The organism is Proteus appendicitidis (genome assembly GCF_030271835.1).
Taxonomy (GTDB): domain Bacteria; phylum Pseudomonadota; class Gammaproteobacteria; order Enterobacterales; family Enterobacteriaceae; genus Proteus; species Proteus appendicitidis.
In genome coordinates this window covers 483,672-499,140 of sequence record NZ_CP127389.1, presented here as the reverse complement: position 1 = coordinate 499,140, position 15,469 = coordinate 483,672, and the positions used below count along the sequence as shown (strand labels likewise).

Below are 15,469 nucleotides of genomic sequence, written 5' to 3'. Positions count from 1 at the left end.
TCCCCCAAAGTTAAACATAACTTTGGGGCTTTTTTATACCTGATATTCAGGTTTAACTCGCCAATTTCAGACCAATAATGCCGAAAATAATCATCGCTAAACTCAGTAAACGATAAATATTAGCGGACTCACCAAAAACTAAAATACCAAAGATTGCCGTGCCTACTGCACCAATACCGGTCCAAATTGCATAGGCGGTGCCTGCTGGTAAGCCTTTCATGGCATAAGACAACATGCCCATGCTTAAAATCATGGCGCTAATGGTAATGATACTGGGTGTTAAGCGTGTAAAACCGTGTGTGTATTTAAGACCGACAGCCCAAACGATTTCTAATAAACCGGCGACAAAAAGAATGATCCAAGACATAAACTACCCCTATTTGATAAATTGGGGTCGTCCCCTGAATACAAAGACAAAAAGCTGGGTCGTCCCAGCTTTCGAAAGATGAAGTTCAAGTATAAAAAAAAGAAATTAATCATGCAATAGTATAAAATTAACTCAATTTTTTTGAGGTGCGCCCTCTTCACCATAAAGAAAAGCAGAGACATCGTCTTCAACTTCTCCCATTGCCATCAGAGCATCCAGCGTCTCTTTTGCTTCTTCTTCATTGACAATACTCATGGCGAAACCAACGTGTACCAGTACCCACTTACCGATCATCGTATGAGGCTCCCCCTCACAGACTAACGCAATATTCACTTCTCGCTTAACGCCACAAACATCGACCATTGCATTTTCAGTGATTGTTTTTCCAACTTCAACAACCTGACCTGGAATACCAAGACACATAACAACCCCTATTCGATCTCTATTTGCTTTATTCGCATTGCATCATCATTTTCAACACGCAAATTTTGGCTACCACAAGACGGACAACCTGCATTAAACGTTGAAACAGTGACAACTTGATGACAATCCCAACACCATGCTTTCGCGGGGATAATCTCAATATGTAATTCACAACCTTGGGCAAGGGTATCTCTGCAAACAATATCAAAGCAAAATTCAAGTGCGCTAACTTCAACACAAGATAATGCGCCAATTTCCATCCATACGCTTTTTACTTTTTTTGCATTATTTAATTTAGCTTGAGAATCTATTATCTCAAATGCGCTCTGGCAAAGCGTGATTTCATGCATATCGATACCTTATTGAAGCAGGATAAATAATAGCAACTATAGTATCAGCACATAGTTGCTTTATTATTGATCTTAGAACAACAATTCAGCACCGGTTTCAAAAGCGGCTCTACGACGACGCTCTTTAACCATCTCTTCAAGTGCATCTCTATCAATACACACTAAAGCATGAGTTGGGCAGACTTCAATACATGCAGGACCCGCTTCACGGTGGTGGCATAAGTCGCATTTGTTGGCTTCCGCTTTAAATGCCTCAATCGCATTAAGTACGGTTGATTTGCGCATAACTGGACGAGAAACCACTTCCATCGTGCCATAAGGACAAGCTAGTACGCAGGTTTTACAGCCGATACATTTGTCCTGATCAACATAGTAATAATCTTTGTTATGAATAATAGCGCCATTTGGGCACACATTGGCACAAGGGGCATCCTCACATTGATGACATACAACTGCCGTGCTGATTGAAAATCCTTTGATAACATGAATGCGAGGTTGGAAATTCTGCTCACTAATTTGCTCAATGGCTAAATTATCTTGGTCTGCTTGCTGATGTGAAACAACACAAGCCACTTCACAAGTATGGCAACCAATACATTTTTTAGGGTCTGCAATGATGAAACGGTTCATCATATTCTCCTGCTTTTTGTTATATAGCTGTTATATATAGCCGTTATATATGGCAATAAATGCAACGAGTTATTCTAATTAATAGTAATAATTAGAGTATCAATAGAATGAATCTAGCACGGTTCATGCCAATATATTCTTGATATAACTATTCCTTATTTTTCAATTAAATAATTTCTAAATAAAAATGATTATTAATTAATAAATAAGTCGCTTCGTCAAATTATTCGACAATTTTGACGATAAAATAAATCGCTATATATTTGATTATATAGTGGTTTGATGCATTTATATTATTAAGTTTCATTACATATACAAAAATAGCGGGTTGGATCAAAAATGATTCAGTCATTGATATAAATTTATTATAAACCTACTACAATATAGCTAATTTTTTAGGGCAATCGGTGGTGTCATGAAATTAAGCAGTAACAATGCTGAAACTATGGAGAGCCTTCGTAATGAGCGTAACCAATATCGAATATTGGTTGATATCACAAACTCTGTATTAGCTCATCTAGACATGGATGGTCTTATTTCTGAAGTCTCTAAAGAAATACATCGTTTTTTTGGACTGAACCATATTAGTCTTATGTTATGCCGTGCCTCTTCACAAAATAGTAGTGAAGGTGTTCTTTATTCTAGTCGTTATCAGACTGGGAAATCTGTCATTCGTCAACAGCGTAAATTTAGTAGCGCGAATAACAAAGCCGAAGAAATTATTAATCAGAATAAACCTGTCTTAATTGATATTAATAAAGAAGATCAGGAAGATGTTTTGATTAAGCGTCTAGTTAAGCAAAATATGCAGACGGCTTTGTTATTGCCACTGGCTTTTAATCATAAACCGCTAGGCTTATTAATCTTAGCGCATGAAATAGGAAGTGTTTTTACTAACGATACTTGCCAATTGCTTCAACAAATTGCAGCACGTATTGGTATCGCGATTGAAAATGCGGCAGCTTATGAAGAAATAACACACTTAAAAGACAGTTTAAAGAATGAGAATATTTGGCTTAATGAGCAAATAGATAACAATGCATGCTTCAATGAGATCATTTATCAAAGTGACGCTATGCATAATGTGCTCGAACAAATTGAGTTAGTGGCACAAAGTGATAGTACTGTACTTATATTAGGTGAAACAGGCACAGGTAAAGAATTAATTGCGCGCGCTATTCATCGTCTAAGTCAGCGAAAAAATAAGTCGATGATAAAAATGAACTGTGCCGCAGTACCTTCTGGTCTGTTAGAAAGTGATCTCTTTGGTCATGATAAAGGCGCATTTACGGGTGCAACCAATACACATATTGGCCGATTCGAGATGGCAGATAAAAGCACGCTATTTCTTGATGAAATTGGTGATATGCCCATTGACTTACAACCCAAATTGCTTCGCGTGCTTCAAGAGCGTGAAATAGAAAGGTTGGGTGGTAATAAAGTAATCCCGGTTGATGTTAGGCTAATTGCTGCCACCAATAAAGATCTGCATGAATTAACAGATGAAGGTGAATTTAGAGAAGATCTTTATTATCGTCTTAATGTTTTTCCTATTATTATTCCACCACTAAGAGAGCGACCTGAAGATATTCCACTCTTGGTTAAACATTTTACGCAAAAAATTGCACGTAGAATGGATAGAAAAATAGATTGTATTCCTGCTAACGCATTGGAGCAGCTAACACTTTATCCATGGCCGGGTAATGTTCGTGAGCTTGAAAATATTATTGAGCGTGCCGTTATTTTAACGCGAGGATCAACATTAAACCTTCAGTTAAAAGAGCTTCATATTAACAAGCCCTCTCGTTTAAAGCAGGTACTGACTCAACCTTCATCCATTGAAAAGCGCATGCAGACGAATGCGCCAGAAAGCGATGATGAAGAGCGAGAAAGAATAATTCAAGCATTAAGAGAAACCAATGGTGTGGTTGCGGGTGCCAGAGGTGCTGCTTTAAAATTAGGATTAAAGAGAACAACATTATTATCACGGATGCAACGTTTAGGTATTTCAATTCCGGAAATACTTTAATTCTGAAATAATCAATCTCTAATTTATTTAAAGAGAGTGTAATTAATTTATTACACTCTCTTTTTCTATTTGTTTGAAAGTTATTAATCTCCATCTATAATTAATCTGATTGTATTTTATTAGTTATATTCTCTGATAAATTATTAATAATATAAACCATCAATGGAGCATATTATATATGAATAACCTGCTTATAAATAAAATTAGTGAAATAAAAAAAGAATACAAAAATAATAAATATGTTTTTATTCCTCAAAATATTGTGATTGATTTAATAAAACAATTAGGTGCTGAAGAAAAAGATATTAATGCACTGATGGAATATGGTGATTATTTAGTGCAAGATCCGACACTTTCATTTCGTCACTCTCGAACAGGCCGCTACCTTTTTGATAATGATATAAAAACAATCTCCAGACTAGAGTATCAACCTTTTGTTCTCTCTGAAGAAGATGGATTTATTCGTGAAGACAGTGGCGCACAAAGGCATTTTAGAGCGCTTGATGATCGCTGGCAGAGCAATACAGCATATCAAGCGTTATTAAAATTAAAAATGTTATTAATTCAAGGTAATACATTTACACCTCGTCACTTAACAGATCAAAATTCGCCTAAATCGATATCCACTGTTTTTCATTTAAGATTAATTGCCCAACCTGATTCTTTAAGTGAACTTTCAATTGAAGGCGTTCATCAAGATGGCGTTGATCACACCATGATTGTGACGATTAATAAGAATAACGTTAAGGATAAAACAGGTTCTTTACGTGTTCACTCACCGAAAGAAGCGATAGGAACGCCTTGGGAAAAAATTGATCCTGAAAATGTGCTTTATGAACACAATAACGCGCAATATCTTGATATTTTATTGATTGCAGATAATGAATTAAATCATAGCGGTACACCTATTTTTACGCATGATAATAAAAAGCAGGCTTACCAAGATTTTATCCTTTTACTATCTCGCTATCCGACTATAGATTCTCACCCATCACATCAATTTGATTCGATAAATTTACATCCAGACTTGCCTTTAACACTTTATTTAAATCAGTCTGTCGCTTAGTCATAACGCGTTATCACATCAATTAAAATCGTTGAGCTTGGCTGAGTAATAAATCAATAATCAAGACGAGGTTTGATTCAAAAGAGGAGCTTTCGATAGTGTCACAATGATAATTCACTGCATCGTCATAAATGGGGAAATGAAGATCAGCAAGTTCAGCCAACGGATTGGCACTTGCTCGAGTAAACGCAACAATCTTCATACCAATACTTTTTGCTATTTTTGCTTTTTCAACGACTTGTTCTGTTTCTCCACTACGAGATATCGCAATAAAAACCGTATAGCGAGAGGCATTATTAATAAAGATATTCTTACTGTCACTCAGCCCAGAAAGAAAAGCATCTTTACCAATCAGTTGTAACCGCTTACTGATATATTCTGAAAATATATGAGAAAAACCTGCACCATAAATAAAAAATGAGTTCTTGCTGTTAATTAAATCAGCAAAAGCTTGTCTTCGTTCGTCTGAAATTAACGTGAAAGTTTTTAAATAATTTGCCAAAAACTGATCAAAAAGAGGCTCTGTTGTTTCGTTTTCATCACTTTTCAATGGGTGTTTTTTTTCACCTGAAGATAACAACTGTTTGCAGTAATAAACCAACTCACTATAACCAGAAAAACCTAATTTCTGGCAAAGTCGCATAATAGTTGTTGTCGAAACAAAATTGGCTTGTGCAAGTTCTCTAATGGTCTGTTTGCCAACTTGTGTTGGGTTATCAATTAAATAGGAAAGAATGCGATATTCTGCACGGGTTAATTCCGTTGCTCTTGATAGTAAAGATGATAATCGTGCCGACATACCCGTTACCTTATTGATACATCGTCCTTACCAACATAAAAGGAAAATGCTGTTCTGGTGATAGAACAGCATTCTTATTCAATTATTCGTTAACAGCAAGTCTTGAGATCAAACACGCTTACCATTTACATAAGCTTTACGCAATTCAGGCCAATACTCACGATTTGCTTCAATCATATCATCAAGGATCTTCTTAGCGTGGATCACACTTGGCACCGTTTTATTCAGTGTAAATGCCTCCAGCGCTTTTTCGTAACTACCTTCAAGCGTTGCTTCTACCAGCAATTGCTCTGATGCCAATTGTTGCTCTAACAACGTACGATGAAAGCGCGGAATATCACCAACACGAATAGGCTCTGGTCCGTGCGAAGTGATATATGCAGGCACTTCAACCATTGCATCATAAGGTAAATCAGCAATTGCACCTTTGTTCTCAACAATCACTAAATGACGCTGACGTAAATCAAAGGCTAAAGAGCATGCCACATCAACAATAAAAGCACCGTGTACACCAACGTGGAACGCATCAGGTAAAATACCCGTCTCTTTGTATTCACGCGCGGCTTCAAACAGACGTTTTTCACGACCATCCATAACTTCATTTGCACGAGTGTAATCTGGATCTTGATGTTCAACGATATAATTTGGCATCAAGTAATACTGCAAATATGGATTTGGAATATATTCAGGGAATGCTTCCATTAACGGCTGAATATGACGCCATGTTTTTACCCATGATGGATCAGAGTGTTGTGGATCAGTTTGAGCAGCATCTTCTGTTAGAAGACCAAATTTAGCGATATGTTCACGTAATTCAGGTAATTTTTCCTCACCTTTTACACGTACAGAAGTGAACCAACCAAAGTGATTTAGACCAAAATAGTCCACATCTAAATCATGACGATCAACATTCAATACAGCAGCCATATTACGCATCGCCGCAACAGGCATATCACAGATATTCAATACACGAGCATTAGGGCGTAAACGACGCACACCTTCAGCAACAATCGCGGCTGGGTTTGAATAGTTTACAATCCATGCTTTCGGAGAAGCATATTTCTCAACTAAATCAATTAGCTCAACCATAGGTAAAATAGTGCGTAGACCGTAAGCCAGCCCGCCAGGTCCACAAGTTTCTTGCCCTACAACACCATGACGTAATGGGATTTTTTCATCCTGCTCACGCATTTTGTATTGACCCACACGCATTTGAGCAAACACAAAATGAGCGCCATCAAACGCTGTTTTAGCATCCGTTGTCACCGTAAATTTAATGGTATCGCTATGATCACGGATCACCTTTTCAACCACGGGTGCAATAGTCTCTTGGCGCTCTTGATCGATGTCGTATAAGCGAATTTCACTCAGTGGAAAATCCTCTAAACGAACCATTAAGCTTTTTACAATTCCCGGTGTATAGGTGCTTCCGCCGCCTGCAATACTTAAGATAAAGGGTGATTTAGTCATCTTTCTTTCTCCTATTAAAGTGCGGCTTCGACCGCTTCACGCATTTTTTTCACATGTAATCCATAAACCACTTGAACGTTATTACCGTGGCGTACAACGCCTTTAGCTCCGGTTTTTTTCAAGATATCTTCATGAATTACATCGACATTTTTAACAATGACTCTTAATCGGGTATAACAATTATCAACCACTTCAATATTGTCACGCCCGCCTAGCCCTTCAATAATCTCTTCACCTAACTCATTGATAGTTTGAGTAGTTTCTTCAGAGGCAGTGCCTGCTTCTGCTTTTTTCTTGTAGTCTTCTTTGCTGTATAAACGCGTCTCTTCATCATCATCTTCACGACCCGGTGTTTTAAGATTGAGTTTTAAAATCAAGGTTCTAAAGATAACGAAATAGAGCGCTGACATAATCAAACCCACCACGATATACATAGGCCAATTTGATTTTTCAGTGCCTAATGGCAAGTTATATAAAATGAAATCAATCACACCATTTGCACCAATCGCATGAACACCTAATAAATAGAACAACATCATGCCAATACCGGTTAATACGGCGTGAACTAAAAACAAAATAGGGGCAACAAACAAGAAGGAAAATTCAAGAGGCTCTGTGACACCCAGTAAAAAAGAGGTAGCGGCTGCCGGAATTAAAATCGCCTTCGCTATCTGTTTTTTCTCTTTTTTAGCCACAGAGATCATGGCAGCCGCAGCAGCTGTTAAACCAAACATTTTAGCGATACCACGAGCATCCCAAATTACCGTGCTACTCAGTTGCTTAACGTCAGAGCATGCCATTTCAGCAAAGTAGATATTTCTTGCACCTTGGTAAGTTGTGCCACAAACATCAGCAACACCACCTAATTCGGTATATAAGAATGGGGTATAAACTAAATGATGTAATCCTGTTGGGATCAGAATACGTTCTAAGAAGCCATAAATTAGCGCACCAAAAGCGCCTGAATCATGAATAACGAGCGCCATTTTGGTAATGCCCGCTTGAGCAAAAGGCCAGATTTCACACATTAAAACCGCTAATGCTATCGTAAATGGAATGGCGATGATCGCCACAAAACAGTGCCCTGAGTAGATAGCCATAATGCCGTTAAACTGACGACCTGAATAACGGTTATAAAGCCATCCTGATATTGCCCCCGTTAAAATACCTGCAAATACGCCCATTTCGAGGACTTGGACACCTAATACCATGCCTTGACCGGCAGCTCGCATTTCTTCAGCACTAACCAGTTTACCTTGCAGTGTTAGCGTAATGTTCATGGCATTTGTGAAAATAACAAATACCACCAAGCCAATTAAACCTGCATAGCCTTTGTCTTTTTTCGCTAAACCAATGGGAATACCCACAGCAAAAATCAGTGCTAAATTAACTAAAATAGCAACTGATGATTTTGCAAGTAATTGCCCAATACTTTGAATAACCGGGTGATTTAAAAACGGAATATATTCCGCAAGATTGCCATTGCCAAAGACATTGCCTAAAGCGATATACAAACCGACAATAGGTAATATCAAGACGGGGCCATATAGGGATTTACCAAACGCTTGTAGGGCATTAATGAGTTTTTTCATATGATATCTCGTTGTTGTTTTCTTACACTCATTTCCATGACAGCATCCTGCGCTGGCATTAAATAAAAAGCAATTTATCCACTTGATTTAGAAACGGATTACGTTAAAAGTCACATGTTACTTTTTTTATTGTGAACCAACGCATGGTGAGTATTCAGACAAAAGTTAAGTGATTTTTCGACGATAAACAGAAAAGAAAAAACCCCGACAACAATAAAAAATCATAAAAAAACCGAGCTTACTAACACAAGGTCAATAAACTCGGTCTTAAGGCAGAAAAACAATACTAATTAGGTCAGATTAGCCCTCGGCGGCTTCTCTTAAACGACGTTTAATATTGCTATATTCCGTTTTCACATAGTGTTCTGCCTGAGCCTGTTCCTTGATTGGCTCCACACATACTGCACAATATTTATACTCAGGTGTTTTAGTAATGGGGCTTAAATTCTCTGCAACCAGTTCGTTACAAGCACCAATCCACCATTGGTAAGTCATATATATCGCGCCTTTATTCGGTCTATCACTGACTGCAGCACGCGTAATAACTTTACCTTGACGAGAGCGTATCCAAACTAACTCTTGATCTTTAATACCCAGCTGTTTGGCATCTTCTGTATTTAATTGAACATAACCCGGTTCATCAGCCAACGCCGCCAATGCTTTACAGTTACCCGTCATTGAACGACAAGAGTAGTGTCCAACTTCACGGACTGTTGCCAGTACCATTGGGAATTCATCAGAAAGTTTGTCAATTGGTGGCGCCCACTCACAAGTAAAGAATTGACCTTTACCGTTAGGGGTATCAAAGTTACCACCATCGTACAGATATTGTGTACCTGGGCTATCTTCTGTTGGGCAAGGCCATTGAATATAAGCCAAGTCCGCCATTTTTTCGTAAGTCGCACCATAATAAATTGGGCATAACTCACGCAACTCATCCCAAATTTCCTTGGTATTGTTGTAATGCATTGGATAACCCATTGCTGTTGCCATCAGACTGATAATTTGCCAGTCTGTTTTTACATCACCAACAGGCTCAACCGCTTTATAGAAGCGTTGGAAGCCACGGTCTGCTGCGGTATAAACACCTTCATGCTCACCCCATGATGTTGCAGGGAAAATAACGTCAGCAATAGACGCTGTTTTGGTCATAAAGATATCTTGCACTATCAGTAAATCCAGTTTTTCAAACGTTCTACGGATGGTTGCTAAATCAGGCTCTGTTTGTAGTGGATCTTCACCCATTATATAGTGAGCTTTTAATAAGCCATGATCGATATTATGAGGGACTTCACTTAACGCATAGCCCACTTCATCAGGCATGGATTCAATGCCCCAGAATTTGGCAAATTTTTCACGCGCTTTTTCGTCAGTAACGTATTGATAACCTGGCAGTGTGTTAGGTAATGCGCCCATATCACACGCACCTTGTACGTTATTTTGACCACGAACAGGACCAACCCCGACGTATTTTTTACCTAAATTACCCGTTAATAAAGCCAAACTAGTCAGTGAACGCACCGTTTCAACACCTTGGTAGAATTGAGTGACACCCATTCCCCAAAGAATTGTTGCTGTTTCTGCTTTCGCGTACATACGTGCAGCTTCACGAATAATTGAAGCATTTAAACCTGTGGTTTCTTCAACGGATTCAGGTGTATAGCTTTCAACTAATTTACAATATTCTTCAAATTGCTCGGTGTGATTTTCGATAAAGGATTTATCATGTAATCCTTCTTCAATAATCACATGCGCAATGGCATTTAATAGCGCAATGTTAGAGCCATTTTTTAAGCCTAAGTGTAAATCGGCTAAACGTGCTGTTTCGATGTAACGAGGGTCACATACAATAATTTTGGCACCCTTTTCTTTCGCCTTAACAATACGGCGAGCAACAATAGGATGCGAGTCTGCGGCGTTATAGCCGAAGACAAATAGACATTTGGTATCCTCAATCTCAACGATTGAGTTGCTCATAGCACCATTACCGACCGAACGCTGCAGACCTGCAACCGAAGGGCCGTGTCAGACACGAGCACAGCAGTCTATATTATTATTTCCGATAACCGCACGAGCGAATTTCTGCATAACGAAGTTAGCTTCGTTACCCGGACCTCGTGAAGAGCCGGTTGTCATAATAGATTTAGCACCGTATTTCTCTTTGATAGCAAGAAGCTTGCTACTTGCAAACTCAATCGCTTCATCCCAAGAAACCGATTCTAATTTTCCGCCTCTTTCACGGCGGATCATTGGTGTTTTAAGACGTGGAGTCAGTATCTTAGTATCATGGATAAAATCCCATCCATAATACCCTTTCAGACACAGCTCACCTTGGTTTGTTAAACCATTGGCTCCTTCAGCGCCAATAATTTTACCGTTTTCCACCTTCAGGTAGATTTTGCATCCTGAGGCGCAATACGGACAGACCGTGATGACTTTTTTCATCAACATTGCTCCTGTGTTCATCAACTTTCAGGTTATTACCTGATCTTCTCCTCTATCTATGCAGAGAGTGTGCCAAATAAGCACGCTTTTTCATTTTTCTACAACACAATGAAAAATAAAGAGAAATAAATCCGTTGAATGAATGAGTAAACAATGAAAACTAAAATAATAGTAAGCGCTCGACACTAATGACGATATTTATGTCGATTCATGTTTCTATCAAAATTCGTTATACATTAATGCTTATAACGTAATAGTACTTATTTATCTGCGGAATTAAAATAATAAATACGCTTTCTTATCTGCCTTTATCGGGATCTTGCCGTATATAATGATGACAACCTTCTAATATCTCTATCAATATCCCTATCTACTAAAACTATTTAAAATTAATAATTTTGATATTAATGTAATTCAAATAAAAATTTTTAAACTTCAATAAAAAAAAGAACATAATACTGAACCTGGAAACAACTTCACGGTCTTAAAGACCTCTACACCCTATAAATTGATAATAACTGAACATGCAAAAATTAAAGTTTTTACGTTTTTCTAAAGAGAACATTGCCCTTTTTTTAGCTGTCTACCTTGGTTTCTTTCTTAATCTTTCCGTTTACATTGGCCGATACGGCACACAAAATACAAACAACCCCCTCATTGATGCATTATATATTCTAGGTGAAATTGCCGTTAACATTGCCTTTACCTTCTTTCTTTTACGACTACTCTCTTTTTTCGGCTCTCTATTCTTTAAAATCGTCGCCTCTTTTATTCTCGTCGTGAGTGTTTGTGCTAGTTACTATATTTCTTTTTATGATGTCGTTATTGGATATGGCATTATCATTTCAACACTAACCACGGATACGGATTTATCTAAAGAGCTGGTTAGCCCAAATGTCATTATTTGGATTATTGGCTTATCTATTTTGCCATTGGCTCTTATTTGGCTATGTAAAAAACCAGAGAAAAATCTCACAGCACAGCAAAAGAAAAAAATCTGGATAAAAAATACCGCCAAAATGCTTGTGATTGCACTGGCTGTTTTTGCCTATTTAAAAACGCTTGATTCAAAACAAAAAGCCTATGAAATAAAAAATAACTTAGACCTGCCAAGTTATAGTGGTGGCTTAAGTTATGCGTATTTACCTACAAATTGGATTATCCCATTATTTCAATATGCAATAACGCAGTATGACGATACGTTTAATAACCAAAATATTTTTAATCCTGCTGATCACTTCACTTATGAGCCTTCAAAGGCAAATGAAGATGTGTATGTTGTTTTTATTATTGGTGAAACAGCAAGATGGGATCATATGGGATTGTTAGGCTATAAACGTCAAACAAATCCGCTATTAAGCCAAGAAAAAAATCTGGTTGCCTTTAAAGGTATTTCTTGTGATACCGCAACAAAGCTCTCTTTAAAATGTATGTTCGTACGAGAAAACGGAACAGAAAGTAACGATCAGCGGACATTAAAAGAGAACAATATTTTTTCAGTATTAAGCCAATTAGGTATGTCATCAGAATTGTTCTCAATGCAAAGCGAACTGTGGTTTTACAATAAGCTTGATTTAAATAACTACGCAATGAAAGAGATGATGACGGCAAAAAATAGCAACTTTGGTAAAGAACTTGATGACACCTTATTAATTGCTGAAACTGCGAATGCAGTTGCCCAACATCCAAAGGGAAATCATTTAGTGATTTTACATACTAAAGGCTCTCATTTTATGTACTCACAGCGTTACCCTGAATCATTCAAAAAATATCAACCTGAATGTTTAAATGTGGATGATGAGTGTACTAAAGAGCAGTTAGTGAATGCTTATGATAACTCTATTCTTTATACCGACTATTTTATTGATGGTATACTCAACACATTACGCGATAAAAAAGCCATTGTGTTTTATACCTCCGATCACGGTGAATCTATTTCAGAAAAAGGTGGTTTACACGGCACACCAAAAGAAATTGCGCCACCAGAACAATTTAGAGTTCCTTTCTTAGTGTGGATGTCAGATAGCTATTTAGCAGAACCTCAAAACAAACAGTTATTTGATAACCTAAAACGTAATCAAGATGTAGAGCGTACGTTCTATCACCATAATATTTTTGATTCAATGTTAGGTTGCTTGGGTTATTCATCACCTGATGGTGGCATTAATAATCAAAATAACCTCTGTTTTGGTGATACACCATCAACCCAAGAATAATTTTTTTAAACTAACAATATTCTTTTAAGTTGATAGAAAAAATAAATTGATAGAAAAAACCCACGTTCAATATTGAGCGTGGGTTTTATTACTTTTAACTTTATAAACTAATTATTGATTAAAACTTGCATCGGTATAAAGTGGAGTGGCTTGAATATCTTTTACTGTTTTTGCGCCACCTAACATCATATTAATTTTTAATTCTTTATTTAAATGTTGGATAACTGAATTAACACCTTCAGCACCACCTAAATTTAATCCATAAAGAATTGGGCGACCAACAGCGACAACATCTGCACCACTGGCTAATGCTTTAAAGACATGTGAACCACGACGCACACCACTGTCAAACACGATAGGCACACGTTTATTTACCACTTTGGCAATTGCAGGTAACACATCAATCGTTGCTGGTGCGCTATCTAATTGACGACCACCGTGATTAGAAACCCAAATCGCATCTGCACCCGCTTTAATTGCAGTATCTGCATCTTCAGGTGATTCGATACCTTTTACAATCACAGGTAAACCAGACATCTTTTTCACATACTGAATATCTGCGGGTGTAAATGCTTGTTTAGCTTGAGCATAAATTTCACTAATACCCGCACCTTTACCTGTTTTAGATTTATCATCACTGATTTTTGCAAACGCTTCTAAGTTGGCAAAACCTAATGGAAATTGGAAATTATTTTTCACATCATCTTCACGATAACCACCCACTGAAGAGTCGATAGTCATAATGATACCTTTAGCGCCATACTGTTTTGCTTGAGATAAAATATACTCATTAAAGGCATCATTTTTACTCATGTATAACTGAAAGAAGAATGGGTAACCGGGTTGAGCATCCGCCACTTCTTTAATGGTTTTATTACCATAAGTGCTTAATGAAAAAATAGAGCCGGCTTTCGCCATACCTTTTGCTGTGGCAACTTCGCCTTGTTGATGTGCAAGCCCTTGAGCTGCCATCGGTGCCTGAATAATAGGCGTATCTAATTTAATACCCAAAAATTCTGTTTTTAAATCTAAGTCAGAAAATTCGATGCCTTGTAATGAACGAGGCATAATATATTTTTTATCAAATGCACTTGTATTAGAACGTAAGTTATTTTCATCTTCAGCACCACCGCGAATATAACCGAAAGCGCCTTTTTCCATATTTGCTTGAACTTGAGCTTCCATTGCTTTTAGGTTTACTATTTTAATTGGACCTTCAGCAGTACTTGCTTTATATTCAGCAGCCTGTGCAACACCTACACTTAATGCCATAGCAATAGCGGTAGCTTTTAATATTTGACGTTTCATTTCTATTCCATTTTTAATTAAGGGCTTATATCTATAATTTAATAAAATTAAAGTTCAATTAAATTATATTTTCCAAAAAATAATATAAGCCCTATTTTTAGGTAAAGCTTAAATTAACCGCTTACTTTTTTGTTAAAGTATTATAGCTTGTCATAAGATTACGATAGTCTGGAATATGATTAGCAAACAGTGTACCTAATCCTTCGATATCATTACGCCAGTCACGGTGTAATTCACAAGCTAAACCAAACCAGTTAATTAATTGCGCCCCTGCTTTTGACATTCTATCCCACGCAGAGTCACGAGAAATGGCGTTGAAAGTGCCTGAAGCATCAGTGACAACAAAGACTTCAAAACCTTCCTCAAGTGCTGATAATGCTGGGAATGCAACACAAACTTCAGTCACAACACCTGCAATAATCAGTTGTTTTTTACCCGTTGCTTTAACGGCTTTGACGAAGTCTTCATTATCCCACGCATTGATTTGACCTGGGCGAGCGATATAAGGAGCATCTGGGAACATTTCAACGAGCTGAGGCATTAGAGGACCATTAGGACCATCCTCAAAAGAAGTCGTTAAAATGGTAGGTAAATTAAAGTATTTAGCGGCATTGGCTAATGCTAATACATTATTATTGAATTTATCAGGCTCGATATCTCTGACTAAAGAGAGTAATCCAGCTTGATGGTCTACCAACAAAACAGCGGCATTATTTTTATCAATACGATGATATTTAAAGCTCATAATAATCTCCGATAGTATAATAGAGGTAA

Annotated in this window: 13 protein-coding genes; 3 read left to right on the top strand and 10 right to left on the bottom strand. The window is 37.4% G+C overall.

Features of this window, described 5'->3' with window-relative positions; translation table 11 throughout:
* Positions 1-52: 52 nt before the first annotated feature.
* From sugE to hydN, 4 genes are all read right to left on the bottom strand, one after another.
* Positions 53-367 (bottom strand): quaternary ammonium compound efflux SMR transporter SugE, encoded by a 315-nt coding sequence (gene sugE / locus QQS39_RS02415; RefSeq protein ID WP_151434131.1) that lies wholly within the window; start codon positions 365-367, stop codon positions 53-55.
* Between the two features lie 132 nt (positions 368-499).
* A complete protein-coding gene (gene hybG, locus QQS39_RS02410; RefSeq protein ID WP_109374307.1) occupies positions 500-790 on the bottom strand; it encodes a hydrogenase maturation factor HybG in 291 nt (96 codons plus the stop codon).
* 8 nt (positions 791-798) lie between these two features.
* A complete protein-coding gene (hypA, locus tag QQS39_RS02405; RefSeq protein ID WP_151434130.1) occupies positions 799-1,140 on the bottom strand; it encodes a hydrogenase maturation nickel metallochaperone HypA in 342 nt (113 codons plus the stop codon).
* Positions 1,141-1,212: 72 nt separating this feature from the next.
* Entirely contained in the window at positions 1,213-1,770 is a 558-nt protein-coding gene (gene hydN, locus QQS39_RS02400) for an electron transport protein HydN (protein ID WP_151434129.1), read from the bottom strand.
* A 415-nt stretch (positions 1,771-2,185) separates the two neighbouring features.
* Here hydN and QQS39_RS02395 point away from each other — a divergent pair, with 415 nt between their 5' ends.
* Together QQS39_RS02395 and QQS39_RS02390 are read left to right on the top strand one after the other, a co-directional pair.
* Positions 2,186-3,799, top strand: coding sequence for a sigma 54-interacting transcriptional regulator (locus QQS39_RS02395; RefSeq protein WP_151434128.1), 1,614 nt, complete (start codon positions 2,186-2,188; stop codon positions 3,797-3,799).
* Positions 3,800-3,977: 178 nt separating this feature from the next.
* Positions 3,978-4,865, top strand: coding sequence for a 2OG-Fe dioxygenase family protein (locus QQS39_RS02390; protein WP_151434127.1), 888 nt, complete (start codon positions 3,978-3,980; stop codon positions 4,863-4,865).
* A 22-nt stretch (positions 4,866-4,887) separates the two neighbouring features.
* Here the strand turns inward: QQS39_RS02390 and QQS39_RS02385 are convergent, their stop codons facing one another.
* The 4 genes from QQS39_RS02385 to fdhF form a co-directional block, all read right to left on the bottom strand.
* Positions 4,888-5,664: a MurR/RpiR family transcriptional regulator gene (locus tag QQS39_RS02385; protein ID WP_151434126.1), complete on the bottom strand. Its 777-nt coding sequence runs from the start codon at positions 5,662-5,664 to the stop codon at positions 4,888-4,890.
* A gap of 108 nt (positions 5,665-5,772) precedes the next feature.
* Positions 5,773-7,134: a 6-phospho-alpha-glucosidase gene (locus QQS39_RS02380; RefSeq protein WP_151434125.1), complete on the bottom strand. Its 1,362-nt coding sequence runs from the start codon at positions 7,132-7,134 to the stop codon at positions 5,773-5,775.
* Positions 7,135-7,148: 14 nt separating this feature from the next.
* Complete coding sequence (locus QQS39_RS02375; protein WP_285805316.1) at positions 7,149-8,726, bottom strand: PTS transporter subunit EIIC; 1,578 nt, start codon at positions 8,724-8,726, stop codon at positions 7,149-7,151.
* Between the two features lie 300 nt (positions 8,727-9,026).
* Positions 9,027-11,171 carry a formate dehydrogenase subunit alpha gene (fdhF, locus tag QQS39_RS02370; RefSeq protein WP_285805315.1) on the bottom strand — a complete coding sequence of 715 codons (2,145 nt, stop codon included), beginning with the start codon at positions 11,169-11,171 and terminating at the stop codon, positions 9,027-9,029.
* A 524-nt stretch (positions 11,172-11,695) separates the two neighbouring features.
* Here fdhF and eptB point away from each other — a divergent pair.
* Positions 11,696-13,387, top strand: coding sequence for a kdo(2)-lipid A phosphoethanolamine 7''-transferase (eptB, locus tag QQS39_RS02365; RefSeq protein WP_285805314.1), 1,692 nt, complete (start codon positions 11,696-11,698; stop codon positions 13,385-13,387).
* Positions 13,388-13,498: 111 nt separating this feature from the next.
* Here eptB and QQS39_RS02360 read toward each other — a convergent pair whose 3' ends face one another.
* Both QQS39_RS02360 and ycaC read right to left on the bottom strand, forming a co-directional pair.
* Positions 13,499-14,695: a lactate oxidase gene (locus QQS39_RS02360; RefSeq protein WP_109374300.1), complete on the bottom strand. Its 1,197-nt coding sequence runs from the start codon at positions 14,693-14,695 to the stop codon at positions 13,499-13,501.
* Between the two features lie 121 nt (positions 14,696-14,816).
* Positions 14,817-15,440, bottom strand: coding sequence for an isochorismate family cysteine hydrolase YcaC (gene ycaC / locus QQS39_RS02355; RefSeq protein ID WP_109397726.1), 624 nt, complete (start codon positions 15,438-15,440; stop codon positions 14,817-14,819).
* Between the last annotated feature and the right edge of the window lie 29 nt (positions 15,441-15,469).